This is a genomic window from Verrucomicrobium spinosum DSM 4136 = JCM 18804 (assembly GCF_000172155.1).
Lineage (GTDB): Bacteria > Verrucomicrobiota > Verrucomicrobiia > Verrucomicrobiales > Verrucomicrobiaceae > Verrucomicrobium > Verrucomicrobium spinosum.
In genome coordinates this window covers 3,975,687-3,999,715 of sequence record NZ_ABIZ01000001.1, presented here as the reverse complement: position 1 = coordinate 3,999,715, position 24,029 = coordinate 3,975,687, and the positions used below count along the sequence as shown (strand labels likewise).

Annotated in this window: 22 protein-coding genes; 10 read left to right on the top strand and 12 right to left on the bottom strand. The window is 60.2% G+C overall.

From position 1 onward, the window contains the following. Positions 1 to 13 precede the first annotated feature (13 nt). On the bottom strand, positions 14 to 616 hold the full coding sequence (locus VSP_RS16115) for a flavodoxin family protein (RefSeq protein ID WP_009961949.1): 603 nt from the start codon (positions 614 to 616) through the stop codon (positions 14 to 16). Between the two features lie 119 nt (positions 617 to 735). Between VSP_RS16115 and VSP_RS39560 the strand changes: the two genes are divergently transcribed. Then, complete coding sequence (locus VSP_RS39560) at positions 736 to 1,632, top strand: LysR family transcriptional regulator (RefSeq protein WP_198141403.1); 897 nt, start codon at positions 736 to 738, stop codon at positions 1,630 to 1,632. A gap of 21 nt (positions 1,633 to 1,653) precedes the next feature. Here the strand turns inward: VSP_RS39560 and VSP_RS35760 are convergent, their stop codons facing one another. The 3 genes from VSP_RS35760 to trhO all read right to left on the bottom strand — a co-directional run bounded on the left by VSP_RS35760 (position 1,654) and on the right by trhO (position 4,515). Beyond that, complete coding sequence (locus tag VSP_RS35760) at positions 1,654 to 2,112, bottom strand: cupin domain-containing protein (protein ID WP_009961946.1); 459 nt, start codon at positions 2,110 to 2,112, stop codon at positions 1,654 to 1,656. A 23-nt stretch (positions 2,113 to 2,135) separates the two neighbouring features. After that, positions 2,136 to 2,627 (bottom strand): MarR family winged helix-turn-helix transcriptional regulator, encoded by a 492-nt coding sequence (locus tag VSP_RS16100; RefSeq protein WP_009961945.1) that lies wholly within the window; start codon positions 2,625 to 2,627, stop codon positions 2,136 to 2,138. Between the two features lie 97 nt (positions 2,628 to 2,724). Further along, complete coding sequence (gene trhO / locus VSP_RS16095; protein ID WP_009961943.1) at positions 2,725 to 4,515, bottom strand: oxygen-dependent tRNA uridine(34) hydroxylase TrhO; 1,791 nt, start codon at positions 4,513 to 4,515, stop codon at positions 2,725 to 2,727. 121 nt (positions 4,516 to 4,636) lie between these two features. Here trhO and cysS point away from each other — a divergent pair, with 121 nt between their 5' ends. Both cysS and hemB read left to right on the top strand, forming a co-directional pair. After that, complete coding sequence (gene cysS, locus VSP_RS16090; RefSeq protein WP_029190495.1) at positions 4,637 to 6,076, top strand: cysteine--tRNA ligase; 1,440 nt, start codon at positions 4,637 to 4,639, stop codon at positions 6,074 to 6,076. 82 nt (positions 6,077 to 6,158) lie between these two features. Next, positions 6,159 to 7,142: a porphobilinogen synthase gene (hemB, locus tag VSP_RS16085; RefSeq protein ID WP_009961939.1), complete on the top strand. Its 984-nt coding sequence runs from the start codon at positions 6,159 to 6,161 to the stop codon at positions 7,140 to 7,142. A gap of 460 nt (positions 7,143 to 7,602) precedes the next feature. Here hemB and VSP_RS16080 read toward each other — a convergent pair whose 3' ends face one another. Both VSP_RS16080 and VSP_RS16075 read right to left on the bottom strand, forming a co-directional pair. Further along, positions 7,603 to 9,270: an ABC1 kinase family protein gene (locus tag VSP_RS16080; RefSeq protein ID WP_009961938.1), complete on the bottom strand. Its 1,668-nt coding sequence runs from the start codon at positions 9,268 to 9,270 to the stop codon at positions 7,603 to 7,605. Between the two features lie 9 nt (positions 9,271 to 9,279). Next, entirely contained in the window at positions 9,280 to 9,717 is a 438-nt protein-coding gene (locus tag VSP_RS16075) for a phasin family protein (protein ID WP_009961936.1), read from the bottom strand. A gap of 204 nt (positions 9,718 to 9,921) precedes the next feature. On the opposite strand from VSP_RS16075, the gene VSP_RS16070 reads away from it, so the two are divergent. The 4 genes from VSP_RS16070 to VSP_RS16055 all read left to right on the top strand — a co-directional run bounded on the left by VSP_RS16070 (position 9,922) and on the right by VSP_RS16055 (position 14,722). Continuing rightward, positions 9,922 to 10,602 (top strand): heavy metal response regulator transcription factor, encoded by a 681-nt coding sequence (locus tag VSP_RS16070; RefSeq protein WP_009961933.1) that lies wholly within the window; start codon positions 9,922 to 9,924, stop codon positions 10,600 to 10,602. Further along, positions 10,589 to 12,043: a heavy metal sensor histidine kinase gene (locus tag VSP_RS35755; RefSeq protein ID WP_009961931.1), complete on the top strand. Its 1,455-nt coding sequence runs from the start codon at positions 10,589 to 10,591 to the stop codon at positions 12,041 to 12,043. The genes VSP_RS16070 and VSP_RS35755 overlap by 14 nt, the downstream gene beginning before the upstream one ends. Positions 12,044 to 12,137: 94 nt before the next feature. Further along, entirely contained in the window at positions 12,138 to 14,306 is a 2,169-nt protein-coding gene (locus tag VSP_RS16060; RefSeq protein WP_009961929.1) for a glycosyltransferase family 39 protein, read from the top strand. 98 nt (positions 14,307 to 14,404) lie between these two features. Then, positions 14,405 to 14,722 carry a DUF3817 domain-containing protein gene (locus VSP_RS16055; RefSeq protein WP_044133568.1) on the top strand — a complete coding sequence of 106 codons (318 nt, stop codon included), beginning with the start codon at positions 14,405 to 14,407 and terminating at the stop codon, positions 14,720 to 14,722. Positions 14,723 to 14,800: 78 nt separating this feature from the next. Here VSP_RS16055 and VSP_RS35750 read toward each other — a convergent pair whose 3' ends face one another. The 6 genes from VSP_RS35750 to VSP_RS39555 all read right to left on the bottom strand — a co-directional run bounded on the left by VSP_RS35750 (position 14,801) and on the right by VSP_RS39555 (position 21,754). Continuing rightward, positions 14,801 to 15,283, bottom strand: a complete 483-nt coding sequence (locus tag VSP_RS35750) for a putative molybdenum carrier protein (protein WP_009961925.1) — start codon at positions 15,281 to 15,283, stop codon at positions 14,801 to 14,803. A gap of 133 nt (positions 15,284 to 15,416) precedes the next feature. After that, on the bottom strand, positions 15,417 to 16,391 hold the full coding sequence (locus tag VSP_RS16045) for an ABC transporter substrate-binding protein (protein ID WP_009961922.1): 975 nt from the start codon (positions 16,389 to 16,391) through the stop codon (positions 15,417 to 15,419). Between the two features lie 67 nt (positions 16,392 to 16,458). Further along, positions 16,459 to 17,250: a creatininase family protein gene (locus VSP_RS16040; RefSeq protein ID WP_009961920.1), complete on the bottom strand. Its 792-nt coding sequence runs from the start codon at positions 17,248 to 17,250 to the stop codon at positions 16,459 to 16,461. A gap of 28 nt (positions 17,251 to 17,278) precedes the next feature. Continuing rightward, positions 17,279 to 18,646 (bottom strand): type III glutamate--ammonia ligase, encoded by a 1,368-nt coding sequence (gene glnT / locus VSP_RS16035; protein ID WP_009961918.1) that lies wholly within the window; start codon positions 18,644 to 18,646, stop codon positions 17,279 to 17,281. A gap of 47 nt (positions 18,647 to 18,693) precedes the next feature. Then, on the bottom strand, positions 18,694 to 19,689 hold the full coding sequence (locus VSP_RS16030) for a LuxR C-terminal-related transcriptional regulator (protein WP_009961916.1): 996 nt from the start codon (positions 19,687 to 19,689) through the stop codon (positions 18,694 to 18,696). Positions 19,690 to 19,870: 181 nt separating this feature from the next. Continuing rightward, complete coding sequence (locus tag VSP_RS39555) at positions 19,871 to 21,754, bottom strand: GreA/GreB family elongation factor (RefSeq protein ID WP_009961914.1); 1,884 nt, start codon at positions 21,752 to 21,754, stop codon at positions 19,871 to 19,873. 156 nt (positions 21,755 to 21,910) lie between these two features. Between VSP_RS39555 and nikR the strand changes: the two genes are divergently transcribed. The 3 genes from nikR to VSP_RS16010 are packed head-to-tail and all read left to right on the top strand — an operon-like array spanning position 21,911 to position 23,897. Beyond that, entirely contained in the window at positions 21,911 to 22,426 is a 516-nt protein-coding gene (gene nikR / locus VSP_RS16020; protein ID WP_009961912.1) for a nickel-responsive transcriptional regulator NikR, read from the top strand. Between the two features lie 47 nt (positions 22,427 to 22,473). Further along, positions 22,474 to 23,211, top strand: coding sequence for an urea amidolyase associated protein UAAP1 (locus tag VSP_RS16015; protein WP_009961911.1), 738 nt, complete (start codon positions 22,474 to 22,476; stop codon positions 23,209 to 23,211). A 47-nt stretch (positions 23,212 to 23,258) separates the two neighbouring features. Next, positions 23,259 to 23,897 (top strand): urea amidolyase associated protein UAAP2, encoded by a 639-nt coding sequence (locus tag VSP_RS16010; protein WP_009961910.1) that lies wholly within the window; start codon positions 23,259 to 23,261, stop codon positions 23,895 to 23,897. Positions 23,898 to 24,029: the final 132 nt, after the last annotated feature.

The following is a 24,029-nucleotide window of genomic DNA, read 5'->3' as shown; positions in this document are numbered from 1 at the left end:
GAATGCCCCAAACTTAGGCCTGAGCGGGAGCCGCGTTGAAGCGCAGGGTCACTTCTGCGAGATGGCGGCCATAGGTCTCCGCCGTGAGCAGGTCACCTGCATCCACCTTGGCAGGGGCACCGGGGTTCATCGGTGTGGCCCCGGCAGCACCGGTGTAGAACCCAAAGCGGTTCAGGCCATCGTCCTTGCCAAAGTTAAAGGAAGGAATCTCTGGGAAGTTCACCCAGATCATGGCCTGCTGAGCCGCCAGTGCGCTGAGGTAGTTGAGCGTCACCACTTTATCCCCGCTGGGAGAGCCGCTGTGCGTGAAGCCGCCGGCAATCTTGTTGCGCCAGCCACGCTGGAACCAGATCATGCCCGTGGCATCGGCGAAGGCTTTGAACTGGGCAGAAGGTCCGGCCATGTAAGTCGGGGTCCCGAAGATGATGGCATCTGCGGCCGTGAGTTGGGTCAGGACCTCATTGTTCGTGTAGCGGCCTTCCACGATGTCTTTGCCCTCGATCGGAATAAGGCTGACATCCACTCCGGCTACGGAGCTTGCTCCGCTCTTGACGGCCTCAGCCATGAGAGCAGTGTGACCTGAACCGGAGAAGTAAATGATGGCGATGTTTTTCATGATGATGGTGCTTTGAAAGGGTGTTGCTGTTGACACCCCGAGCGAACCACCAGCTTCCGCATCGTCCAAAGACGAAAGACCTTGTCTGGCCATACTCCAAAGGTATGCTGGTGCCATTCATGGAATTGCGCCATCTCCGCTACTTCGTCGCTGTTGCTGAAGAGCAGAACATCACGCGTGCCGCAGAAAGGCTTCATGTCTCCCAGCCGCCGCTGAGTCGGCAAATCCGGGATCTGGAGGACGAACTGGGGGTGGATCTCCTGGAACGGACGGCCAAGTCCGTCAAGCTGACCCAGGCCGGCCGGGTGTTCCTCAATGAAGCCCGTGCGGTTATTCTGCGTGCAGAGGAGGCGATTCAGGCGGCGCGGGATGCCGCGCTGTCCCAGCTAAGCGAGCTGCATGTGGGGTATGCCCCCTCTCCCACTGTGGAAATCCTGCCCCCTGCCCTGCGGGCCTTCCGCGAGTCTTCGCCCGGCGTTCGGGTCACTCTGCATGACATGACCTCTGCCGAGATGCTGAACGGGCTCCGCAAGGACGAACTTCACCTGGCACTTTTGGTGGCTCAGCCGAACAACATCATGCCGGGCATTGTGTACCAGCCCCTCCGCAAATACCGTGTGGGGGTGGCCGTCCCCCCCGGACATCCCTTCACCCTGAAGGAAGCAGTAACCGCGCAGGAGGTGGTCGCAGAGCCGCTGGTGGCGTACACCCGCAGGGACTACAACGACTACCACGGCTGGATCTCCCGCGTACTGGGAGTGTCCGCCAAGAAACTGCACATCGAGGAGGAATGCGACGGTGCCCTGAGCCTCATCGCCGCGGTGGAAGGCGGTCGCGGCATCGCCCTCAGTGCAGAGAGCCTGCTTTGCATCTCGGGCCCACGCATTCAGTTCGTACCCATAACGCCGGCTCCGCCCGAAATGGAGGTGGTGCTGGCCTGCCGTGATGACCTGCAGGACGCCACGGTTGAGCGGTTCATGAAACACGCCAAAGCCGTGGCGAAAGGCGGCAAATAGGGCGGCTTGCCGGGAAACCAATTACACGAACACGATATCGTGTTCTGCGCTGATGGCCAGGATGCCCGCCATGTCTGGGCCGCCGGCTTTTGCGAATTCCTCCCCGCAGCGGGCGAAGTACCTCTCGATGCCTGCCGGGACCACGGTGATGAGCTGCTTGAGCGGAACATCACCGATGTTCTTGAAAGTATGCACGCAGCCTTTCGGCATGAAGACCGTGCTGCCTGCGGGGACTTCCTCCCAAACGCCGTCCTTGAGGAAGGCGGCCTGCCCTTCCAGCACATGGAACCACTCGTCCTCCGTATGATGGACGTGAGGAGGGGGGCCTCCTCCCGGCGGGGTGAAATCGGTGAACAAGGTGTACCGGCCTCCTGTTTCACGGGCTCCGAGATGGATGTGAATCTCATCGCCAAAGGCGTGAATGACCTGGCTTTCGCCAGCCCGGGTGATCCAGGGGGTTGCTGTTGAGTTGGTGCTCATGGGTGGTGTGTTTGTGAAAAAGCTCAATCCGTCGGTCTCTGGGCCAGCGACTGGCGGGGGTCGTTTTCAGGCGTCATCAGGACTGTCTCAATGTCCCCCAGAATCCGCCTCAGCTCGCGCATGGCCTTGGCTCCCAGTTCCGCAGAAAGAAGATCCTCCACCCGCTGACTGGCACTCAAGGCCGCCTGGATAAAACGTTCACCCCGGGGGGTCAGGCGGACCCTTCGCGCCCGACCATCATCTGGATCAGGGCCAACGCTTACGTGACCATGTTCCACCAGATGTTCCACCAGGTACGCCATGCTTTGCTTGGTCATTCCTGCTTGCTCAGCCAGCGCCGTGAGTCGTGAACCCTCTGGCAGAATGTGCCGAAAAACCGCGCTGTGGGCTGCCCGGATCTCCGGGAAGCCAGATGCCGCCAGCTCCGCATAGACCCGCTCCTGAAGGAGACGGTACGGGCGACGCAGCGAGGCCCCGAGGCTGTCGGCATGATCGGTGGGATTGAGCAAACTCATAGCAGGCAAGCCACATAGTCAGATACCCTGACCATATTAGTCAGTCAAACTGACTTTTTAACTATTTCGCCCCTGGCCGTGCCTTTTTCGCCGTTTTTTACCGCTTTGCCCAATCCGGCAGCGGCGTCTCGAACGCCAGGCGCTCCCCTGTCAGCGGATGTTTGAAACCAAGCTTCCAGGCATGCAAGCACATGGGCGGACTGCCCAGTTCAAGCGTCTGGGTATCCCCCAAGCCACCCCCTTGGAGGTAGGTGGGATCGCCCACAATGTTGTGGCCGAGGTGCGCCAGATGCAGGCGGATCTGATTCGTCCGCCCTGTGAGCGGGCGGGCTTCCAGGAGACTGGTGCCATCCCCATCCCGGCTCAGAACGACGAAGTCTGTGCGAGCGGACTGTCCCATTTCTTCATCCACGGCATACGAGCCCAGATGGCCCGGCTCAGCACTGATGGGGGCATCCACCATAAACTGGTCTGCCTCTGGATGCCCCAGCACCCGCACCACATACCCTTTCTCGATGCTGAAGTCTTTAAACTGCTTTTGCAGCAGATTGGCAAAATGCCGGGTCCGGGCACAAACCACCAGTCCCGTGGTATTGGCATCCAGGCGGTGCACCAGCCGCGGGCGCTGCGGGGCATACACCTGACTCAGGATGTACTGAGCGGTATTGCGGTTGAACCGGCCCGCCGGGTGCATGGGCAACGGTGCTGGCTTGTCGAGCACGACGATCGCTTCATCCTCATGAAGCACCTTCAAGTCAGCGTTCACCGGGGGCTCTGCCGCAGCCGGGAAATGCTGGACACAACGATCTCCCGCTGCCAGCACCGTGGAAGCAGTGAGGCGCTCTCCCGACTCCCGAGTGAAGCGCCCTTCCTCACAGCGACGCTGCCATTCCTCCGCATCGATCTGGGGAAAGAGGGCGATCACCACCTCCAGGAGCGGCTTGCCATCCTGCTCGGAGGGCACATTGAGCGGGCGCTCATTCTCGTAGGGAACGCTGCCTGGGAGCGGGTTCACCAACTTCTGGATGGCCTCATTTCTGGCCTGCACAGCGTCCTCGCGCTGTTGATCCGTGGTCTTGTAGCAATAGGGGCAGGAAACACTGGGCACGAAGCGAGGGTCCTTCTGGTCCTCCAGATCCAGCGGTGTCTGGCAGGCAAAGCAAAGAGCAGAGTCCGACTCCTGCAGGCTGGGATCCACACCCACCCTCTGGTCGAACACGAAACACTCGCCATCATAGTGGTCGGCACCGCAGTCTTCGAAGTACTTCAGGATGCCGCCGTCGAGCTGGTAGATTTGCTCGAACCCTTCCCGCTCCATGAAGGGGCCCGCCTTTTCACAGCGGATGCCACCCGTACAGAACATGACAATGGGCTCTTTTTTCAGCGTCTCGGGGAGCCTGCGCACCGCTTCAGGGAAGTCCCGGAAGTGATCGATCCCGGGAATCAGCGCCCCTTTGAAGGTGCCCAGCTTGACCTCGTAATCATTCCGCGTGTCCAGCAAGGTCACCGGCCGACCTGCGTCCAGCCACTGTTTTAGCGTGGCGGGGGCCAGCTTGGGGGAGGTGTGTACGCCAGGGGAAATCCCTTCCACGCCAAAGGCGATGATCTCCTTCTTCAGCCGCACGAGCATCCTGCGGAAGGGCTGGTGGTCACTTTCGCTATACTTGGGTGTGAGAGCTTCCAGCCCGGAAATCGCCCGCAGCAGATCCATGAGGCCCTCAATTTCAGCGGCACCTCCCGCGACAAACAGATTGATGCCCTCCGGGCTGAGCAAAATCGTCCCTTTCAGATTCCAGGCCTTGCACTGGGCTATGAGTCGCTCCCTCAACGGTTTGAGATCGGCAAGCGTGGCAAACTTGTAGGCGGCGATGTTCGTGAAGACTGGCATGGGGCGGGCGAACAATATGGATCACACCGGGGCGCTGCCAAGCTCCTTCTGCTTCTCCACACGCCCCTCCACCACGCAACTGTTTTGCAAACTGCACCACTCTGCGCATACTACCCAACCCATGTCTGAATCTGCCAACCGTCTGCAACTCCACGACACGCTGACCCGCACTGCGCGTGAGGTGTGGCCCTCTGAGGCCGGCACCCTGCGCTTTTACGGTTGTGGACCCACGGTTTACGGCCCGGCGCACATTGGCAATTTCCGCACCTTCATCGCCCAGGACGTCTTCCGTCGCGTGGTGGAGCTGAGCGGCACGCCCACTCTGCATGTGCGGAACATCACAGATGTCGATGACAAGACCATTCGCGATTCCCAGAAGGCGGGACAGACGCTCCTCGAGTTCACCCGGTACTGGACGGAGCGCTTTCACGCGGATTGCGCCGCGCTGAACCTCCTGCCCCCTCACGTAGAGCCCAAAGCGACCGATCACATTGCGCACCAGATCAAGATGATCGAGGACCTGATCTCCCACGGCAACGCCTATGCCGCGCCGGATGGATCAGTGTACTTCCGCGTCTCGTCCTATGCGGACTACGGCAAGCTTTCCCATCTGGAGGACCGCGAGCTCAAGGTCGGGGCCGCCCAGACCGCGAATGACAGCGACGAGTACACGAAAGACTCGCTGGCGGACTTCGCCCTGTGGAAGGCCCATAAGACAGATGACGGTGAAAACTTCTGGGAAAGCCCCTGGGGCAAGGGGCGGCCCGGCTGGCACCTGGAGTGCAGCGCCATGGCCCTGGAGTACCTCGGGGTCGAGTTTGATCTGCACAGCGGCGGGATCGACCTTGTCTTCCCCCACCATGAGAACGAGATCGCCCAGAGCTGCTGCGCGACCGGGGGCCGGTTCGCCCGGCACTGGATGCACATCGCCCACCTCATGGTGGACGGCGGGAAGATGAGCAAGAGCCTTGGCAACCTGTACACGCTCGCGGATCTGGGCCATCGGGGCTATTCACCCGCTGTGGTTCGCTACACGCTGCTCAGCGGGCATTACCGCCAGCCGCTCAATTTCACGCTGCACTCGCTGGATGCCTCCCATCAGGCGCTCCTGAAGCTGGCGAAGTTCGAGAAGCAACTGCGTGCCCTCACGCAAGCCTCTGAAGCGCCCTCGCTCGATGAGCTCAAGGCCACCGGCAAAGCGGACATCTTTGCAGAGGCTTGGGCAGACCTGCTCAATGACCTGAACGTTCCCGGTGCCATTGGAGCCGTCTTCGCCACGCTCAACAAGACCAAGCCCGCCGCCCTCTCGGTTGAGGCAGCCAAATCCGCCTGGATCGGTCTGCACTTTGTGCTGGCCGCGCTGGGACTGGAGTTGCCCGTCATCAAAGACGAAGGCGAAGTCGAAGCCCCTGAGGAGGTGAAGGCCCTGGCAGACCAGCGCTGGAACGCCAAGCAGGCCCGCGACTGGACCACCTCCGACGATCTGCGCAAGCAGATCGAGCTGCTCGGTTGGATCGTGAAAGACTCAAAAGAGGGCTACACCCTCACACCGCAGGCGTAAGCACTCATTGGCACCCGCTTTCTTTGTACACCCCTCAGAGTTTATTCCCTCAGTGCGCCCGTTTTCCTCGTCCTCAACTGTCATGGACCTCCCCATCCGTCCCCGCCGCAATCGTCGCACCGAAGCCATCCGCGGTCTGGTGCGGGAAACGGAGCTCACTGCAGCACATCTCATCTACCCCCTCTTCCTCCATGCTGGGACCGCAGACCAGCCCATTGAGTCCATGCCAGGCTGTACCCGGTGGAGTCTCGCCGGTCTGGTGAAGGAAGCCGGTGAAGCTCACGCGCTCGGGGTCCCGGCCGTCGTGTTGTTTCCTGCAATCTCCGACAAGCTGAAGACCAAGGACGCCCGTGAGGCCTGGAATGCCAAGGGACTCGTGCCCAAGGCCATTGCGGCTCTCAAGAAGGCCCATCCCACACTCACCGTCATCACGGACGTGGCGCTGGACCCGTACAACACGGATGGGCACGACGGGCTGGTCGCCGACGACGGACGCATCCTCAATGATGAGACCGTTGCAGCCTTGGTGAAGCAGGCCCTCTGCCATGCGACTGCTGGTGCCGACATGGTGTCTCCGAGTGACATGATGGACGGCCGCGTGGCCGCCCTCCGCTCCGCGCTGGACAAGGGCGGCTTTCAGGACGTGGCCATCATGTCCTACACCGCCAAGTATGCGTCCGCCTACTACGGCCCCTTCCGCGGCGCGCTGGACTCCGCCCCGAAGTTTGGCGACAAGAAGACCTATCAGATGGACTACGCCAACGCCCGGGAGGCATTGCGCGAAGCCTCCTTGGACGAAGCAGAAGGCGCGGACATCATGATGGTGAAGCCCGCGGTCCCCTATCTGGACGTCATCTACCGCCTCCGTCACCACAGCCCCCTCCCCGTGGCCGCCTATCACGTGAGCGGCGAATACCTCATGATCAAAGCTGCCGCGGCCAGCGGCTGGCTGGATGAAAAGAAGATCGTCCTGGAAACCCTCACCAGCATCCGCCGCGCCGGTGCAGACCTGATCCTGACCTACTTCGCCAAGGATGTGGCGACCTGGCAGAGTGAAGGGAAATAGGAAATTGCAGAAGGGAGAGCGCTTCTAAATTAACCACAGAGGCGCAGAGAACCCAGAGGATCTGAGGAGTTGGAGCGAGCTATGCACATTTGCGGGTGGCCGCCAAGGAACCAGCTCTGGCTCAGTGTGAAGCATTCCCGAAGCGGACTTGGGCCTGAAGGGCCCACCGAATCCAGCCCAGGGGCAAAGATCACGAAGTGGACGGAGACCCTGGGTACCACCGCGGAGGATGATCAGGTGGGGATGCCGACAGCATCCACTTGCCCCTGCCGCCCTCAACGCCTCGACGGCAATCGGATGCTGACGTTTGCGGCAAGATGCCGCAAACAGCACGCAAGATGCGTGCGCTCCCCGAGCTCCAAGCCCCAACCCAATTCTGTAAATTCCGTTAATTCCGTCTAAAAATCCCCTGCATTCCATCCTGTTAATCCTGTCCCCCAAAGACGCCCCCCTCACCCGGCTAAGGGTCCTTCGAGTCAATACTGCCCGACTTACGGATGGCCCGGTACAGTCTCCAGCCTAGATAAAGGGAGATCACATACCCGGCAGCGCCGAAGATGGAGATGTCCCACACCACCGGCGGTGCTTTCATGCTCCAGAGCAGGGAGGAACCCAGGAACATGGAGGCCATGATGATGCCCATGACCAGCCGGTTGACGACATGATCAAGGTGCCGGTGGTCCAGATGCACCTGGAAATTGCCAGTACGAACGCGCTGAAGCGCGTCTCCCAGGTCCCGGGGCAGTGCTTGAAACAACAGGTCCCAGTCGCGAAAGGTGCGCTGGAGCCGCAGCAGCATGCGTTTGGGCGCGAACCGCCGTTTGATGGCTCGCCGATAGAAGGGCTGGATTACCTCGCCCAGGCTGAACTTGGGGCTGAGCAATTGAGACGTGCCTTCCAGCAGCACCAAGGTGCGTAAGAGCAGGGAAACCCCGGGAGGCAGAACCACATGGTGATGCCGGATGATGCTCGTCAAGGATGAAAGGGCCTCGCTCACGTCGAGCTCGCTGATGGACTGGGAAGCATAGTCCGCTACAAAGTCAGACAACTCGGCAATCAGCTGATCATGGTCGGCACCAGCCGATACCGAGCCCAGCCGGCATACCGCATCCGCCAGCGCCAGCACGTCCGCCTGGCCCACGGCGAGCACGAGATTCTCCACCTCATCCCGCAGGCGTTCATCCAGCCGACCCGCCATGCCGCAATCCAGCACTCCCACCACGCCACCCGGCATCAGCATCAGGTTCCCAGGGTGGGGATCGGCATGGTAAAAGGAATCACGGAAAATCATCGCCATGTACATGTTTGCCCCGCGGAGGGCAAAGGCGTTGAGATCTGCCCCAGAGGCCTGGAGGCTTTCCCGGTCATTGCCGGGAATGCCGTCAAGCCGCTCCATCGTCAGCACCCGCTTGCTGGAGTATTCTGCATAGGCCCGGGGAAAACGGACCGTAGGGTCCCCGGCAAACCGACGGGTAAATTCCTCGATATTGCGGCGCTCGTGATTGAAATCCAGCTCGTGCATGAGCGTGCGCTCAAACTGCCGCACCAGCGCCACCGGTTCATACTGCTTGGACTGTGGGGCATGCACCTCTGACATCTCCGCCAGCCAAGCCAGAATGGAGAGGTCCGCCTCCACCTTGCGCTCAATGCCGGGCTTGCGCACTTTCAAGACCACAGCCTCACCCGTGTGCAAGGTGGCATGATGCACCTGGGCGATCGATGCCGAGGCAAAGGCATGGGGCTCATAGGTGGCAAAGATCGCCTCCGGAGGACGGCCCATATCCTCTATGATGACCTCGCGGATGGCGTCTGGAGGATCGGGAGGGGTGCTGGACTGAAGCTTGGACAGCTCCTCCGCCAGATCCACACCGATCAGGTCTGGCCGGGTGCTGAGCACTTGTCCCAGTTTGATGAAGGTAGGCCCCAGCTCCGTGAGGACGAGACGCACCCGCACCGCCATGGGAGCTTCCGCAATGACATCCCCTTCCCGACTTGTGAAAAACTGCTGCAAGCTTGCGAATGGCAGAGGCCGCATCCAGTCGGCCAGTCCATAGCGCACAAGGGCCTTCATGATCTCGGCCACCCGCCCGAAATCCCGCTGATGCTTCGCAAGCGGATTCAATTCCATGGGCTGGTATTAGCTCTCGAACCCTGGTTGCACAATGGGAGTTTCTCCAGGAGCCGCATGGAGCTTGGACTCCAGCAGTTCGATCCGTTGCTTGAGCGAGTCGATGTCCTCCTGCCGGGCCACCTTAAGCCGGCTGAGCACCTCATCGATACGTCTGTCCACCATACCTTGAATGCCGTCGGCCGCCTGGCCTGCAGTGCGTTTGATACCCGCCTTCACAATCCCCAATTGCACCAGCGACTGATCGATACGCTTGTCGATTTCCGTCTCCAGGTCACTCTTGGAAGCATCTACCTGCTGCTGCAATTCCTCTTCGAACTTGCGGCCCTGCTCCTCCGTCAGTTTGGCCTCCCGAGACACATCGGCGGCAAACTGCTGGACCCTGTCCTTGGTCAGGCTGGCCAGCCCGAGTCCCATATAAACGCCTTTTTTTACGATCTCAAACATGATGTTGTGGTGTTGAAAGGTTAACCGTCAATACGTTGGGACAGGACATTCGGGGATCTGCTCATCTAAAATCTTGTTCATGAAGGCATCGCGTGTGAACACCTCGACAGGGGCATGCGTCTTTGACCGTCGGGTCGCAGATCCCTCCAGGTCGTGAAGGGCGTTGACGAATTGCCCCCCAGCCCCTTAACTCTGGCTGACAACATGCGCATCCTCATTGTGGAAGATGAACGAAGGAGCCGGGAGTTCCTCGCCAAGGGGCTCCAGGAGGCGGGCTACGTGGTCGATGTGGCCGGTGATGGCGAGGAGGGGCTCCAAGCGACGCGGGACAGCGCCTTCGACCTCATCGTGCTGGACGTCATGCTTCCTGTCCGGGACGGCTGGCATGTGCTGGAGCACCTCCGCACCGAGGGTTGCGAAACGCCTGTTCTCTTCCTCACAGCGCGCGACTCGGTCCCCGATCGGGTGCGTGGGCTGGAGCTGGGTGCAGATGACTATCTGGTTAAGCCTTTCGCTTGGACGGAGTTCCTCGCCCGGGTCCGCACCTTGCTGCGGCGCAGTCCAGTGCGCACGGCGGAGATCATCAAGATCGGCGACCTGGAGCTGGATCTGCCTCGCATGAAGGCACGCCGCGGCCGACACCCTATCGACCTCACGGCCAAGGAATTTCAACTCCTGAGCCTCCTGGCCCGCAGACGGGGGGAGGTTCTCTCCCGCACGACGATCTGCGAGCAGGTGTGGGACATGAATTTTTCCACCGACTCCAACGCAGTGGATGTGGCCATGGGCCGGCTGCGTCGCAAGGTGGATGAGCCGTTTGAGAACAAGCTCATCCACACCCAGCGGGGCTTGGGCTACATCCTTGAAGATCGTGGACAGTCCTGATACCGCCCCACCCCGTCGGCCTGCGCTTGGGCTCACCGAGCGCTTGGTGTTGGGCTACGTGCTTGCGGCTCTGTTCACGATGTCTTCCGCTGCTGTCTTCCTCTATCACATGCTCTATACGAGCTTTGAGATTGAAGACGCCGAGCTGCTTACAGACCACGTGAACACCCTCAGGCACGAGTTGGAGCGTGCTCCAGAGAGCCTCCGTGAGGCAGAGGAAATCATTCTTTCCACGGCCACCCATCGCACCCTGGAGCGCTACTACGGCCAGTTGCTTGACCACACAGGCAAAGTACTGCTGGAGACACCGGGCTTCAGCGATCTGGTGGAGAAAGACGCCGCCTTCCCGGTCGCGGCACCCAAGAATGGGAACATCTCAGCGGTGGCTCGCCATGTTTCCAACAAAGGCATCCCGTCCTTCCTGGCCGCCGCGCTGGTGGCCCATGATCCTGCCAAACCTCCACTCGTTTACCATGTGGCACTGGACGTGAGGCATCTGGAGGAGTGGTTGGGTGAGCTGCGCCTTCAGTTGATCCTGGTGGTGGCCACAGGCACCGCTCTCTCAGGCCTGCTAGCCTGGCTCCTGACCCATCGCGGTCTGGAACCCGTTCGCGAAATCACCTCCACCATGAAGAGAGTGGGAGCAGAGGGACTGGATGAAAGACTGGGTGGCAAACCCTGGCCCCGGGAACTGGCGGCCATGGCCGGGGAATTTGACCGCATGTTGCAACGCCTGCGCGACGCTTTTGCGCGCCAGTCCCAGTTTAGCGCCGATGTCGCACACGAGTTCCGCACGCCCTTGAACAATCTCGTGCTCTCCACCAGCCTGGCCCTTTCCAGGGATCATGCCCAGGAAGACTACCGCCAGACGCTGGCCACGCATCTTGAGGAGTACGACCGCCTCAAGCATATGGTGGAAAGTCTCCTCTTTATCGCCCGGGCGGACAATGCAGAAGCATCTCTCACCAAGGCGGAGGTGGATGCCGCTGCACTGGCGGAGGAAGTTGCGGATTTCTACTCTGCACTCGCTGAGGACAAGGGGGTGATGCTCACCTCATCTGGGGAGGGTTGCGTGATGGCCGATGCCTCGCTCATGCGCATGGCACTGGGCAATCTCATCTCAAACGCAATCCGGCACACTCCGCCAGGAGGAAAGGTCTCCGTGATGATCGCAAGAGAGGCTGGTATGTGCCTTGTCTCCGTGGCCGACTCCGGCACGGGCATTGCCACCGAGCATCTGCCCCGCCTGTTTGATCGTTTCTATCGCGTGGACTCGGCCCGCAGCAGCCAGGGTGGTGATGCCGGGGTGGGCCTGGGGCTGGCACTCGTAAAAACGGTGGTTCAACTGCATGGCGGCACCGTGTCTGTGAGCAGCACCCCAGGCGCAGGCACCACCGTGGAAATGCGATTCAATAGCAACATGAAGAAGGTGACTAACTGAAAAGTTATCCCCATGTCATTCTCTGGTCATGCCCCTGACTTAGCATGCCTCGCCTCCACCGGACAGTCAGCCCCCGTCCGGGACTCGCGTACGCATGCCTTTTCTGCAACACCTGGACCATTGGTTGTTTCATCTAATCAATCGTGACCTTGCCGGTCCCGGTTGGGATCCCTTCATGACCTGGTTGAGCGGGAACAAGGCCTTCTACCCGCTGCTCCTCATCCTGGCATCCGTCGTCGTGAAGAAAGGCCGCAGCCGGGGTGCGGCGTTCGTCATGGTGGCGGTGCTGGCAGCCTTGGTGGCGGGAGATGGGGTTGCCGCTCCGTTGAAGGAGTTCTGGCAGCGCCCCCGTCCTGCGATGACTCTGCCTGACGTGCGCTTGGTTGCGGGTAACGGGCATGGACTCACGGCCATGCCGTCTGGTCATGCTACCACCTGGGGTGCCCTCGCCATCGTGGTATGGCTCTTTTGCCGCCGTGCAGGCTGGCTGGGCATCCCCATGGCCCTTCTCGTAGGATACTCCCGCATCTACCTCGGCGTTCATCATCCCTCTGATGTGGTGGCGGGATGGCTGCTTGGAGCACTGACGGGGCTTGCCGTGGCGGGATTTGCCGCCTGGTTCTGGTCCACCTTGGGACGCAGGATCTTCCCGGCATGGTGGCACCGCACGCCCCACTTGTTCCGTGATTCCTGCGCCTCCGGAGTCTCCTTGTCCGAGCAGGACAAGGAACTCACGTGGCGGCATGCCACCTGGATGGTGCTGGGCCTGTTGCTCATCTTACGACTCTTCTACATCGCGGGAGACACGATCGAGTTGAGCGAAGACGAGGCATACCAGTGGATGTGGAGCCGTCGGTTGGATTGGGCCTATTATAGCAAGCCTCCTCTCATTGCATGGATCCAATGGCTGGGCACCCACCTGTGGGGCCATACTGCATTTGGCGTCCGCTTCTTCTCTCCTGTCTTTGCGTTCGTGCTGGGACTCGTGCTTTGGAGTTTTCTCCGCCGCCACACCAGCGAGAGAACGGCCTTCTGCGCTACCGCGATCTTTGCCGCCACCCCGTTTTTTGCAGTGGGTTCCACCCTGCTCACCGTGGATGCCCCTACGGTGTTCTTTTACACGCTGTCCGCCTTGGCCATGTGGCAGGCGCTGGAGACTGATCAGCTCCGCTGGTGGTTGCTCACCGGCGGGACCATGGCCTTGGGATTTTTGAGCAAGTTTTTCTCCCCGTTCCTCTGGGCCGGTTTTTTCCTCTATGCCGCCTTTACCCCAAGTGCGCGAAAACAGTTCACACGACCGGGCCTCTGGCTGGCCATGGGCATGAACATCATCGCGCTGCTGCCCGTCTTGTGGTGGAATCAGCAGCATGACTGGGTGACCCTGGTTCATCTGGGTGAACGTGGTGGGCTGCAGGAACCGGGAGGATTGCGCTTTCAATACGCAGGCGCCTTCCTGGGCTCCGTAGCAGCACTTTTGAATCCGGTCTTCTTCCTCGCCGTCATCGGTGCCGTCATGGGATTTGTCCGCGCCCGGGGGCTGCCACTTCTTCAGCGTTTCCTTCTGTGCACTGCACTGCCGGTCTTCGTCTTCTATCTCGCGCTGGCCTGCCATGGAAAAGCCCAGCCCAACTGGATTGCCCCCGCCTCTCCCGTGCTTTTTCTCTTCGCCATCCTCTATTGGCATGAGCGTCATGTCGCAGGGATCAGATGGGGCACCCGATGGCTGACCGCGGGTCTCGTGGTGGGCCTGCCCGTCGTCACCCTCCTCCACGAGACCCAATGGCTCCACAAGGGCCTGGGCGTGGCATTGACAGAAAAAAACGACCCCCTCGTTCGAGTCCGTGGAGCCTCCGAACTCGCACGCTTGGTTGAAGATCACCGGCAGCACCTTGCCGTCGAAGGCCAGCCAGTGTTTGTCATCGCTGATCACTACGGCCGGGCCAGTCTGCTGAACTTCTATCTACCAGAGGCACATAAACTCCTTCCCGAAGATCAACTGGTCTATGTGCTGGCCACCGAGAAACCCCAGAACCAATACTGGTTCTGGCCCTCCTATGATGCCCGTGTGGGAGAGAATGCCATCTACGTGGTGAAGACATCGGGGCGTCGCAAACCACCCAAGCAGCTTGCCCAGCAATTCCGGTCCGTGCAAAGTCTTGGCCTCTTCAAGGTCCGCCACCGGGGAGAACTATGCAGCGTGGTGCAGCTCTTTGCCTGTTACAGCAAGAAGCCCTCCTTCCCTCAACTCACTGGTCAACCCTAGAACTTGCGGCTTATGGGCCATCGGCCGCCGCGGTTCGCCAGGTGCGGCAAAAGAGCGCAGCACTTGAACCTCGCCTGAGGGTGCGGTATGGCGGCAGCATGAAAAACCCTGTCACCCTGCTGCGCAAAGTGGCCCTGGCCGAGGCTGTGTCCTACCTCATCCTGCTGGGGATCGCCATGCCGCTGAAGTACGTGTGGCACATGCCGCTGGCAGTGAAGTACGTGGGTTGGGTGCATGGAGCCCTGTTTGTGGTGTTCTGCCTTTCCCTGCTCCAAGTTTGGCTGACCGCCAAATGGCCCATCTTCAGGGCGGCGCTGGTCTTCGTTGCCTCCCTTCTGCCTCTGGTGCCTTTCTTCCTGGACCGCTGGATGGGCGGGCAGGAACTTGCCTATGCCCGCCAGAAAGCGGCGAACTGAAATGGAGCTCACTTCAAGGCTCCAGAGCTTCTCTGAAGCCTCCATGTTGGGAGACGGTGTCCTGCAGGGCAGCCAAGCTTAAAGCTCGCCCATTCGCATCATGATCCCTTCCGCCTTGTCGAGGGTGGAGGTCACCCAAACATAGATGCCAGGTTCCTTTTCCTCATGAGAACCAGCGATGTTCAGCCGACGAACGCGGTGCTTGTCCATGAAGGCGACCAGCTTCTCAGAGCCGGCCAGAATGCCCCGGTGCAGGTGCAAACAGGGCTTTTTCAGTTTGCGGGCGAAAGTAACCGACTTCAGAGCTCCGCCAGTGGCTTTTTCCGCGAAGGTGAAAACAACCGTGGCATCGGCATCCCGCACATTCCATTCCGTGCGCTCGATCGTCACATCTTTTTCCGTTTCCTTCAACTGGTACTTGGCGTCCAACACACCATCCAAGGCTTTTCTGCCCTTGGGACACCATCCACCATGCGGCACATTGTGGGCGATCGCCCAATCCAGCGCGGCACGCTGCGCCCCGGTTTGTCCCCCGGCAAGAATGCTTTCAAATTTTACCATTGGTTTCTTAACCTCAAGGAGGGCAGGGTTTCAAGCAGGGATGGGGGCGGGAATGCATTTTAGCCCGGCCAAACCCTTTCCCCAAGGAAAAGTTTGACCGGGTTTTCCTTGCCTGAATCCTCTCCTGCGGCCCTCACTTGAGGCTGTTGACGATGCCGGGAACCAAGTAGCTCTCCGGTTTCTGCGACTCCGTGTAAACCTTGTTGTCCAGGTTGAACTTGTTTCCCAGCGCCATGGAGCCATAGACAGAGTCCAGCCCTGTGCCCTTCTTGTAGGCTATTTTGGCTTCCTCAAGCGTCAGGAAATGGGTGCCTTTCATCGCGGCTAGATAGTCCTTCACCTCGGCCCCCACCTTCGCGGCCAGAATCGCTGCCGCATCCTCCTTGGTTTTCTCGTCAAGGATGTAGTCCACACACTTGTAGTACACTTTCACCACCTTTTCCCAGTCTGCCTTGCGCTGGCTGTAGCTGACCGGGTTCACGCAGAGTCCGTCATAGATCAGTCCTTTGGCGTCGCCGCTGGTAAAGAGGGGCTTGGACCCCGCCACCGCCTTGAGCGCCTGGTTGGAAACAGGGTACCACGCCCCGATGGCGGCCACGTTCCCCGACACCAGGGTCTGGGGTGTTTCATTGGTGGCCGTATTCACCAGTTCCACGTCGGATGCAGCCATGCCGTTTGCCTCCAGCGCCTTGAGCAGCAGCAGATGCTCCACGAGCGTGAGCTCCAGCGCCACTTTTTTGCCTTTAAGATCCTTGATGGAGTTGATCCCTGCCTTGCCAATGATCATGTCACCGCCATCACTGTAGTCCAGCAGGCAGATGATCTTGCTCTTGGCACCGTTGGCTCCTGTCACCATCGCATCCGTCGTGACGCAGGTCACTGCGTCCACCTTGCCCGAGGCAAAGGCGTCCAGCGAAGGCAGGTAGTCAAACCAGACCAGCTCGACGTCCACCCCGGCTTCTTTGAACCACCCCTTCTGTTTGGCCACCTCGATGAGGGTGAATCCGGGCCAGTCCGAGTAGGCGATTTTCAGTGGTTCTGCGTGAAGACCGGCCGAGGACAACGCCACGGCGGCAATGGAGAACAGGCATTTGACAAGTGTTTTCATAGATTTCTGGATGGATGGATTAGGGGTTGGATGGGATGTTTGATCGGGATGAGGATGTGCGGCGTCTTCAGGGGGCCCAAGTCAAAGGGGGATGCTCTACGCGAGCCTTCTGGATCAGATCTGCCAGAGCATCTCCCATGCGGGAGATCAACAGAGCCCCCTGCTCCACCGTACCCAGACTTGGCCTTCCGGTGACGCCATTGAGGCTGGTGTGAGCCACCCGGTGCGGAAAGACACACCCCATCGTGCGATCAGGATCGTCTGCCGTGCTCAGGCGCTCTTTCACCACGGCAGCAGGATCAAGAAACAACATGAGGGATGTCTCAGCCTCGTTGGCATGCCAGTCTGCCGCATCATGCGTGAATCGTCCGGCAATTTCCGGAGTGAGGTCCCAGGTATTCCGTGTCGCCGTGAGGAGATTGCCGCCAAGGTCGTGGCGCAGGCGGTCCACCGCGCAGCGGAGGGCGGCATCGTTCCCGTAGTGGGAGTTTACGATCAGCAGCCGGTTCCAGCCGGTGTCAGCCGCCCACTGGGCGATCTCCCGCACGGTGAGCATGAGGGTTTCATGAAACAAGGAGAACGTGCCCGGCCACTTCACCGTGTGGCCGAGTGAGACGGAGTACCCCAGGGCGGGCAGGACCGGTGCCCCGGTGAGGGCTGAAGCAAGCTGACAGGTGGACTCGGCAATGACCGTGTCCGTATGCAACGGCAGATGGGGACCGTGCTGCTCCATGGCCCCCACCGGCAGCAGGAGCACATCCTGCAGGGTGTGCGCTGCATCTGGCCAGGCCAGCCGCTCCAGCCGCACAGGGCTGCGGACGGGAGGCACTGGCAGTTGGGCAAACCAAGATGGCGTCATGACGGGAGGAGGCAAGATGGGGAGTTCATCAAAAGAGACTCGCGTACTTCTGCACCTCCCACGGGCTGATGGTCAGGTGGTACTCCTCCCACTCCGCGCGTTTGTACTCGATGAACTCTTTTTTGAGCGCAGAGCCCAACACCTGCTCAGTGAAGGGATCATCCTCAAAGGCCTGCACCGCCTCGGCCAGGGTGCGCGGCAGAGGCTGGACCCCGCGCTCGGCTAATTGAGCATCCGTCAGTTCATAGAGGTTCTCCGTCTGGGGTTGGCCCGGCAGGAGCCCATCCCTCACCCCTTCCAATCCCGCCGCCAGCACCAGCGCCCCGGCAAGGTAGGGGTTGCAGGATGAGTCCGCATTGCGCGACTCGCAACGTCCTCCCGCCATCGGCACACGCACGGAATTGGTGCGGTTGTTGGTGCCAAACGAATTGAACACCGGGGCCCACGAATAGTACCCCATGGCGCCACGACGGATGAGCCGCTTGTAGGAGTTCACCGTGGGAGCGAAGGCGGCACACAGAGCGCGCCCGTGCTTCAGAATTCCCGCAATGAAGGAGTACCCCAATCCCGTAAGTCCCAGGCCATAGGCGTCCGCTTCACCAGGAGCCGCCTTGAAAAGATTTCTCCCAGTCTCCAGGTCGCTCAGGGACATGTTGAAGTGCGCCCCATTCCCCGTCTTGTCAGCGAAAGGCTTCGGCATGAAAGTGGCAAGCAGGCCAGCATCTGCCGCCAGCTTCTTGGCCAGGAAGCGGAAGAACACATAGCGGTCTGCCATGGTCAAGCCATCGGCGAACTTGAAGTCGAACTCGAACTGTGAGTTCCCATCCTCATGATCCAGTGAGTAGAGATCCCAGCCCAGGCCATTGATGGTCGTCGCGATGCGATCCACGAGGCCGTACACATCCATGAAGCGCTTCACGTCATAGCAACTCTTCATGAGGTTGTCATCCGCGTTTGGCACCACCAACCGCCCCTCTTCCTGCTTTACGAAGTACACTTCACACTCAATGCCCAGGTTGAACCCGAAGCCCATCGATCGCGCCTGCTCCAGCACACGACCAAAGGCCACCCTGGTGCTGACTTCATAGGGCTGGCCGTGGAAGGCGAGATCCGCAGGGTACCACATGACCTCCGGCTGCCAGGGCAATTGCACGCCGCGGCTGAGGTCCGGCACGCTGGAGAGTTCATCATCATTCGGCCTTTGCCCCAGCCCATCCAGTGCGTAGCCCGTGTACAGTTCTGAACCTTGGGCGAAGCTCTCGAAGTGGTTCACAGGCACCACTTTGCCCTTGGGCACGCCGTGGATGTCCACATACGCGCCGATGCAATATTTCACCCCTTTGGCAATGAGGTCTTCCTTGATGGCCGTGAGCCCGGCGGGAGTCGTTGAAGTCATGCCGGACAATGCGGCAATCGTCACCGTCCGGATATAGGTCGGTGGACCTATGCGGCGTGCCTTTTCGTCTGGGACTGGCCATACAAGGCGGCCGCAACGCGGTTTTCAACCCCCAGCTTGGCCAGCACCCGCTCCACGTGCCGTTTCACGGTGTGTGTGCTGATGCCCAGGATCACGCCGATCTCCGGATTGCTTTTGCCCTCCTGCATCCACTCCAGCACCTCCTTCTCCCGGGCCGTCAGCGTTTCGTCGGGCGCCTGCGGGCTTCCATCAAGATCCTCTTCCACAATCAACAAAGACATGCCTGACTCGGGATGCGGCGCATGCTTCAGCCGCAGTGAGTCTTTGCCCCGGCGCAACGGTGCCAGCTCCACCGTGCCCGGAAACTCTCGTACCCTGGCAATCTGCCGGAGAATGACCGCGGGCATTTCCTGAACCAGACGACGCCCCACAAAGGAACTCAACAACTGCCGCGTGCGGGCATTCAAGTGGTCGATCCTGCCTCTCGCATCCAGGCGCACAAAACCGCGATGCAGACTCTCCTCCAACTCCTCCGCTTCAGGCTGCAAAAGGCGATCCATCTCTATGTCCACTCCCGCCGCGCCCACACAGCGCCCCTGGTAAAAGATCGGTGCCACCTGGCTGGTAATGAATTCTTTGCGGCCCGCCACCGGGAACTGGTAGGGGTCCATCACCGTTTCCCTGCCACACTGGGTGGGCAGCAGATACCAGTCTCCCTGCCCTGGTACATCGTAGTTCACGTTGGGCTCCAGATGCACCACGCCACCCGCCCGGTTCCACAGCGGCACGAACCGCCCCGTGCCATCGTGGCCCGGAGCATGGGCAAACTCGTGATCACGACCATCCAACGCGTTGGGCTCCCAGACCGTCCACACGCCCAGGTACTCCGGATGCTGCACCAGAATGCGCTGCAGAATGTTGCCATAGAGTGCCCGGTCCAGTATCCCCAGTTCTCTCATGCCGCTGAAGGTCAGGGCCAGTGCCTGAGCCGTGCTGATGACGTTGGAGGGGGGACCTTGCATGAGGAACCTGGGTGGACTGCCTGATTTTGCGGGCACCCGCACGGAGAAGGCTCAATTGAAGCAGGAGCCAAGCCAATCCTGAAAGGCAAGCGGACGATCGGATGCCCAGGCACTATCCCCCAACAAAAAAGCCCCCGACCAGCCGACGCCGGTCAGGGGCCTGAAGTTTCGCTTACAAGGGTCAACCCGCAATCGGGGCGGCCTCTGCCTGCGTACGGTAAGGGCGGATGCTGACGATCTTCACCTTCCGCGTGCCGTGGGTATCCGTCGGAAGTTCGGCTTCGTCACCCACTCTTTTGCCAATGAGGGCCTTGGCCATCTCGGACAGGTAAGAGAGGATGCTCTGATCTGGATCTCCATCCCAAGCCCCAAGGATCGTTTGAGTTTCCGTCTTTCCTGTCCCGACGTCCTGGAGGTCAACGATGGTGCCAATTCCGACCGTTTCTGTGCTGACACCCACGAAATCCGTACCACGCGCACGACGGAGTTCCCGCTCGTAAGTGGACTGCATGCGCAGCAGCACCGCCTGGTGCTGACGGGCGGACTTGTACTCGAAGTTCTCACGAAGATCGCCGTACTCACGGGCAATCTGGATGTCCTTCTTGTTCTGCGGGATCTTGACGCGCACGAGCTCTTCAAGCTCGATCTTGCGCTTCTCCATGCTGTCCCAGGAAACAACCAGGGATGCAGCCTGATTGTTGCCCGTGTCGTCCATCAGTTCCTGCGTCTCCGGCCGTGCCTTGATCAGGCGGCCCATCAGGGAACGACGGGTCAGTTCGTCGAACACCGGGCTGGAAAGGATTCGCTTGGCGAAGAGGCGCAGTTCGTCGGCGTCCGCATCACCCACCATCTCGCCCACCAAACCGATGTCTTCGGCGAAAGCGTCATGCAGACGACCAGTGCGCTTGGGTCCACCAGCAATGTGGTCGTCTTCGAGGGCACTGATGATGGCATTGCCAAGGTCCATGTCGAAGACGCCTTCCGCCTTGCCTTTGCGCTCCTTGCACATCCAGATGAGGAGGTCCGTGCTGAGCTGACGGTTGCGCACCGCCTTCTTCAAAAAGTCGGCAAGCAGGTCGATTTCATCGTTGGCATCCAGCACCGCTGCGATTTCGGCCACGGCGCGACCGCCCGTCTTGGTGAGGTGATTCAGCGACTCCTGGACCCAGGCGCGATCAGGGAATGCAGCGGGGAAAGCCTTGTACACGCGGCTGAGCAGCGCCACCGGCAGACCATTCACAGCATCTGCCAGCTGAGGCCGGGCATCACGCAGAAGTTGCTCCACTGTCAGCGAGCCCTCGGGAAGCTTGGCACCCTTGGCAGAGTCCAGCAGTTCATCGCGGGAGAGCAGCAGGTTTAGCGCCTCTTTCAACTGTAGCTTCCAGGACTTGCGCACCGTGGTGTCCAGTTCCTGGAACACGGGGATGAGGTCTGAAGCGTGGTTCTCAAAGAGGTCGAGATCCTTCTGGATGCGGGCCAACGCATTCAGCTTGGCCTTGAGGTCGCGGGCATTCCTGAGGTCGTCCAGCATGGCGTTGCCGTGCCTCACATCCTCATCACGGAGCACCAGCAGTTCCGTGCGCTTGGCCGGCACCACAATATGGCGCTTGTCCTTGAGCGCCTTTTTGGCGGCACTCCACCAAGCTTTGTAGTCAGCTTCCTTGATGACGCGGGGAATGAGAAGGCCTTCGAGCGCATCCAGAGACATGGTCTTTCCGCTGCTCTTCAGAGCCAGCGTCACCAGATCCGCAGGGCGCTCCTTGGCCATGGACTGCAACGCGGGCAAATCACCCACCCGGCGGGCCAGGATGTGATCCGAAGCCAGTGGCTCCAGCGAACCGGCCGCGAAGCCCAGCTTCATGGGATGCCCTGGCTTGCCTTCGAAGTCGATCACGACACGGTCGCCCAGCAAGTCCCATTCTGCAATCCGACCAGCTCCCCAGCTCTTGTGCTGGCAGAACGCTCCCACAGGGAGGTTGGAAAGCTTTTCACCATCGGCGCGCGACAGCTTGCCGGCATTGACCAGTTTCTCGACTTCAGGGGACATCATGGGAACCGTGAACATAAAGAAAAGGGGGAGGGGCGCAAAGGAAATGTCGGGGAGCCACCCCTCTCTTGGCCCGAACTTTGCTTAAAAAAATCACCTCTCTGGGTAACACACCGTTCGCTTTTGGCACATTTCGTGTTACGAATGTGGACATTCTTCACACCCATTCAACCCATGCCAAAGCGCCAAGGCTCCAATCTGATCCGGTTCAGTGTTTCCATGCCCGCAAACGCCGTGGAGGGTCTTGACCGCATGGCGACCGGCCGCGGGTTCGCAAATCGGTCCCAATGCCTGACCGCCCTGGTGCGGGATCACCTCGTCGCCTATGCCAGTGAGTTGGGCGACACAGTCATGATGGGGGTGATCAGCCTGATCTACGATCACCAAAAGCGAAACCTGCAGAACACGCTGACCGACATCCAGCACAAATACCTCCGGGAGATCGTGACCATCCAGCTGGTGCACCTGGAGGACAACCAAAGCCTGCAAATCATGCTCGTGCAGGGTCCGGCCCGCATTTTGCGGGAGATTAAAGAAGAAATGAGCGCCCTTAAAGGCGTCCGTCACGGTCAGCTCCAGCTCAGCACCACCCTGCTGCCTCCGCTCCACGAGGCCGGGGAATCCTCCTCCTCTGCCCATCAGAAGAAGAAGATCCGTCGCACGACGCCCCCCGCCGCCGAGTCCGCCTAGCTCGCTCCCTCCATTCCGATTTCCAAATTCCACCCTCCGCATTCCCCATGTTCTCCCCCACCCCAGACATCCCAGAAGACAAAGTCCGTTTCCGCGAGGTCGTGCTCGGCGGTGCCAGTTGGTCGCATGTGCTGAAGCGCGGCAGCACCATGCGCATCATTGATCCTCACGGCGGCACCAATGTGTCGGCCCTGTTTTTCAACTTTGAGTTGATGGTGGAGCGCTACAACATGTCTGACACGCTCAAGGCCCAGCACGTGGCCTATCTGACGACCGGTCGTGCGTTGTACTCGGACATGGGGCGCATTCTTGTTTCCATCACAGACGACACCAGCGGCTGGCACGACACGATCTGCGGGCATAGCACGGCCCCCCTGGTGGAGCGGAAGTATGGCAAGGCGAGCTTTCAGGAGCACCGCAACAAGTACCACCGGAACGGGAGGGACAGTTTTCTGGTGGAGCTGGGCAAATATGGACTGGGTGCCAAGGATCTGGTGCCGAATGCAAACTTCTTCAGCAAAGTGACCGTGGACGATACGGGTGGTCTGCACTTTGACGAATCTCACGCCAAAGCAGGTGCCCACGTGGATCTGCGTGCCGGGCTGAACACGCTTGTTGTGCTTAACACCTGCCCTCACCCACTCGCCCCCAGCGGCACCTATGATCCCAAGCCAGTGCATCTGGTGGTGTACTCCTCCGAGCCCGCCGGGCCTGAAGACGTGGTGCGCAAGTTCCGCCCGGAGAATGACCGCGGACTCATCCTCACTGACCGTTATTTCATGTAACTTAGAGCCCCCGCCCCTCACTTTTCACCCCCTTTTCTGTTCCTTCCATGAGCCTGACCCTGAGCCCACTTACTCCTGAACAAGCAATCTACGACCAGGTGATCGAAGCTGGTGACGGCTGGATGCACGAGATCAAGAAGGGACAGACCTTCCGCATCGTGGACTTGGAGGGCAACCAGGCCGTGGACATACTCTTCTACAATGCTGCCAATGCAGACGAGCGCTACAGCGCCGTGGACACCATCCGGGAACAGGGGGCGATTTACCTCACCACCGGCTCCACCCTGCTCTCCACCGAACTGAACCCCATGCTCACGATCACCGCAGACACCTGCGGCCGTCACGACACCCTGGGCGGTGCATGCGCTGCCGAGAGCAACATGGTGCGCTATGCCATCGAAAAGCGCTACATGCACAACTGCCGCGACACCTTCCTGCTTCAAATGGCCGAGTATGGCCACGACTACTCCAAGCGGGATCTCACCAGCAACGTGAACTTCTTCATGAACGTGCCGGTCACTCCCGAGGGCAGGCTCACCTTCGAAGACGGCATTTCTGATGCCGGCAAGTACGTGGAGATGAAAGCCGAGATGGATGTGGTGGCGTTGATCTCCAACTGCCCGCAGCTCAACAATCCGTGCAATGCTTACAATCCGACGCCCATCAGATTGTTGATTTGGGACTGATCTCCTGAGCCGCCTAAAGGCGGTACTCCAACCCTGCTGCGAAACTCAAGCGGCAGAATGCTCGATCCAGAACGGCTCCCCTCCACTCCCCCCTCAGACTCCCATCGAAGCGGGTTGGAGTACCGCCTCGAG

Excerpts from the sequence above, each read along its gene's own strand:
- VSP_RS16115 (WP_009961949.1), bottom strand. The coding sequence starts at position 616 with ATGAAAAACATCGCCATCATTTACTTCTCCGGTTCAGGTCACACTGCT.
- VSP_RS39560 (WP_198141403.1), top strand. The coding sequence starts at position 736 with ATGGAATTGCGCCATCTCCGCTACTTCGTCGCTGTTGCTGAAGAGCAG.
- VSP_RS35760 (WP_009961946.1), bottom strand. The coding sequence starts at position 2,112 with ATGAGCACCAACTCAACAGCAACCCCCTGGATCACCCGGGCTGGCGAA.
- VSP_RS16100 (WP_009961945.1), bottom strand. The coding sequence starts at position 2,627 with ATGAGTTTGCTCAATCCCACCGATCATGCCGACAGCCTCGGGGCCTCG.
- trhO (WP_009961943.1), bottom strand. The coding sequence starts at position 4,515 with ATGCCAGTCTTCACGAACATCGCCGCCTACAAGTTTGCCACGCTTGCC.
- cysS (WP_029190495.1), top strand. The coding sequence starts at position 4,637 with ATGTCTGAATCTGCCAACCGTCTGCAACTCCACGACACGCTGACCCGC.
- hemB (WP_009961939.1), top strand. The coding sequence starts at position 6,159 with ATGGACCTCCCCATCCGTCCCCGCCGCAATCGTCGCACCGAAGCCATC.
- VSP_RS16080 (WP_009961938.1), bottom strand. The coding sequence starts at position 9,270 with ATGGAATTGAATCCGCTTGCGAAGCATCAGCGGGATTTCGGGCGGGTG.
- VSP_RS16075 (WP_009961936.1), bottom strand. The coding sequence starts at position 9,717 with ATGTTTGAGATCGTAAAAAAAGGCGTTTATATGGGACTCGGGCTGGCC.
- VSP_RS16070 (WP_009961933.1), top strand. The coding sequence starts at position 9,922 with ATGCGCATCCTCATTGTGGAAGATGAACGAAGGAGCCGGGAGTTCCTC.
- VSP_RS16060 (WP_009961929.1), top strand. The coding sequence starts at position 12,138 with ATGCCTTTTCTGCAACACCTGGACCATTGGTTGTTTCATCTAATCAAT.
- VSP_RS16055 (WP_044133568.1), top strand. The coding sequence starts at position 14,405 with ATGAAAAACCCTGTCACCCTGCTGCGCAAAGTGGCCCTGGCCGAGGCT.
- VSP_RS35750 (WP_009961925.1), bottom strand. The coding sequence starts at position 15,283 with ATGGTAAAATTTGAAAGCATTCTTGCCGGGGGACAAACCGGGGCGCAG.
- VSP_RS16045 (WP_009961922.1), bottom strand. The coding sequence starts at position 16,391 with ATGAAAACACTTGTCAAATGCCTGTTCTCCATTGCCGCCGTGGCGTTG.
- VSP_RS16040 (WP_009961920.1), bottom strand. The coding sequence starts at position 17,250 with ATGACGCCATCTTGGTTTGCCCAACTGCCAGTGCCTCCCGTCCGCAGC.
- glnT (WP_009961918.1), bottom strand. The coding sequence starts at position 18,646 with ATGACTTCAACGACTCCCGCCGGGCTCACGGCCATCAAGGAAGACCTC.
- VSP_RS16030 (WP_009961916.1), bottom strand. The coding sequence starts at position 19,689 with ATGCAAGGTCCCCCCTCCAACGTCATCAGCACGGCTCAGGCACTGGCC.
- VSP_RS39555 (WP_009961914.1), bottom strand. The coding sequence starts at position 21,754 with ATGTTCACGGTTCCCATGATGTCCCCTGAAGTCGAGAAACTGGTCAAT.
- nikR (WP_009961912.1), top strand. The coding sequence starts at position 21,911 with ATGCCAAAGCGCCAAGGCTCCAATCTGATCCGGTTCAGTGTTTCCATG.
- VSP_RS16015 (WP_009961911.1), top strand. The coding sequence starts at position 22,474 with ATGTTCTCCCCCACCCCAGACATCCCAGAAGACAAAGTCCGTTTCCGC.
- VSP_RS16010 (WP_009961910.1), top strand. The coding sequence starts at position 23,259 with ATGAGCCTGACCCTGAGCCCACTTACTCCTGAACAAGCAATCTACGAC.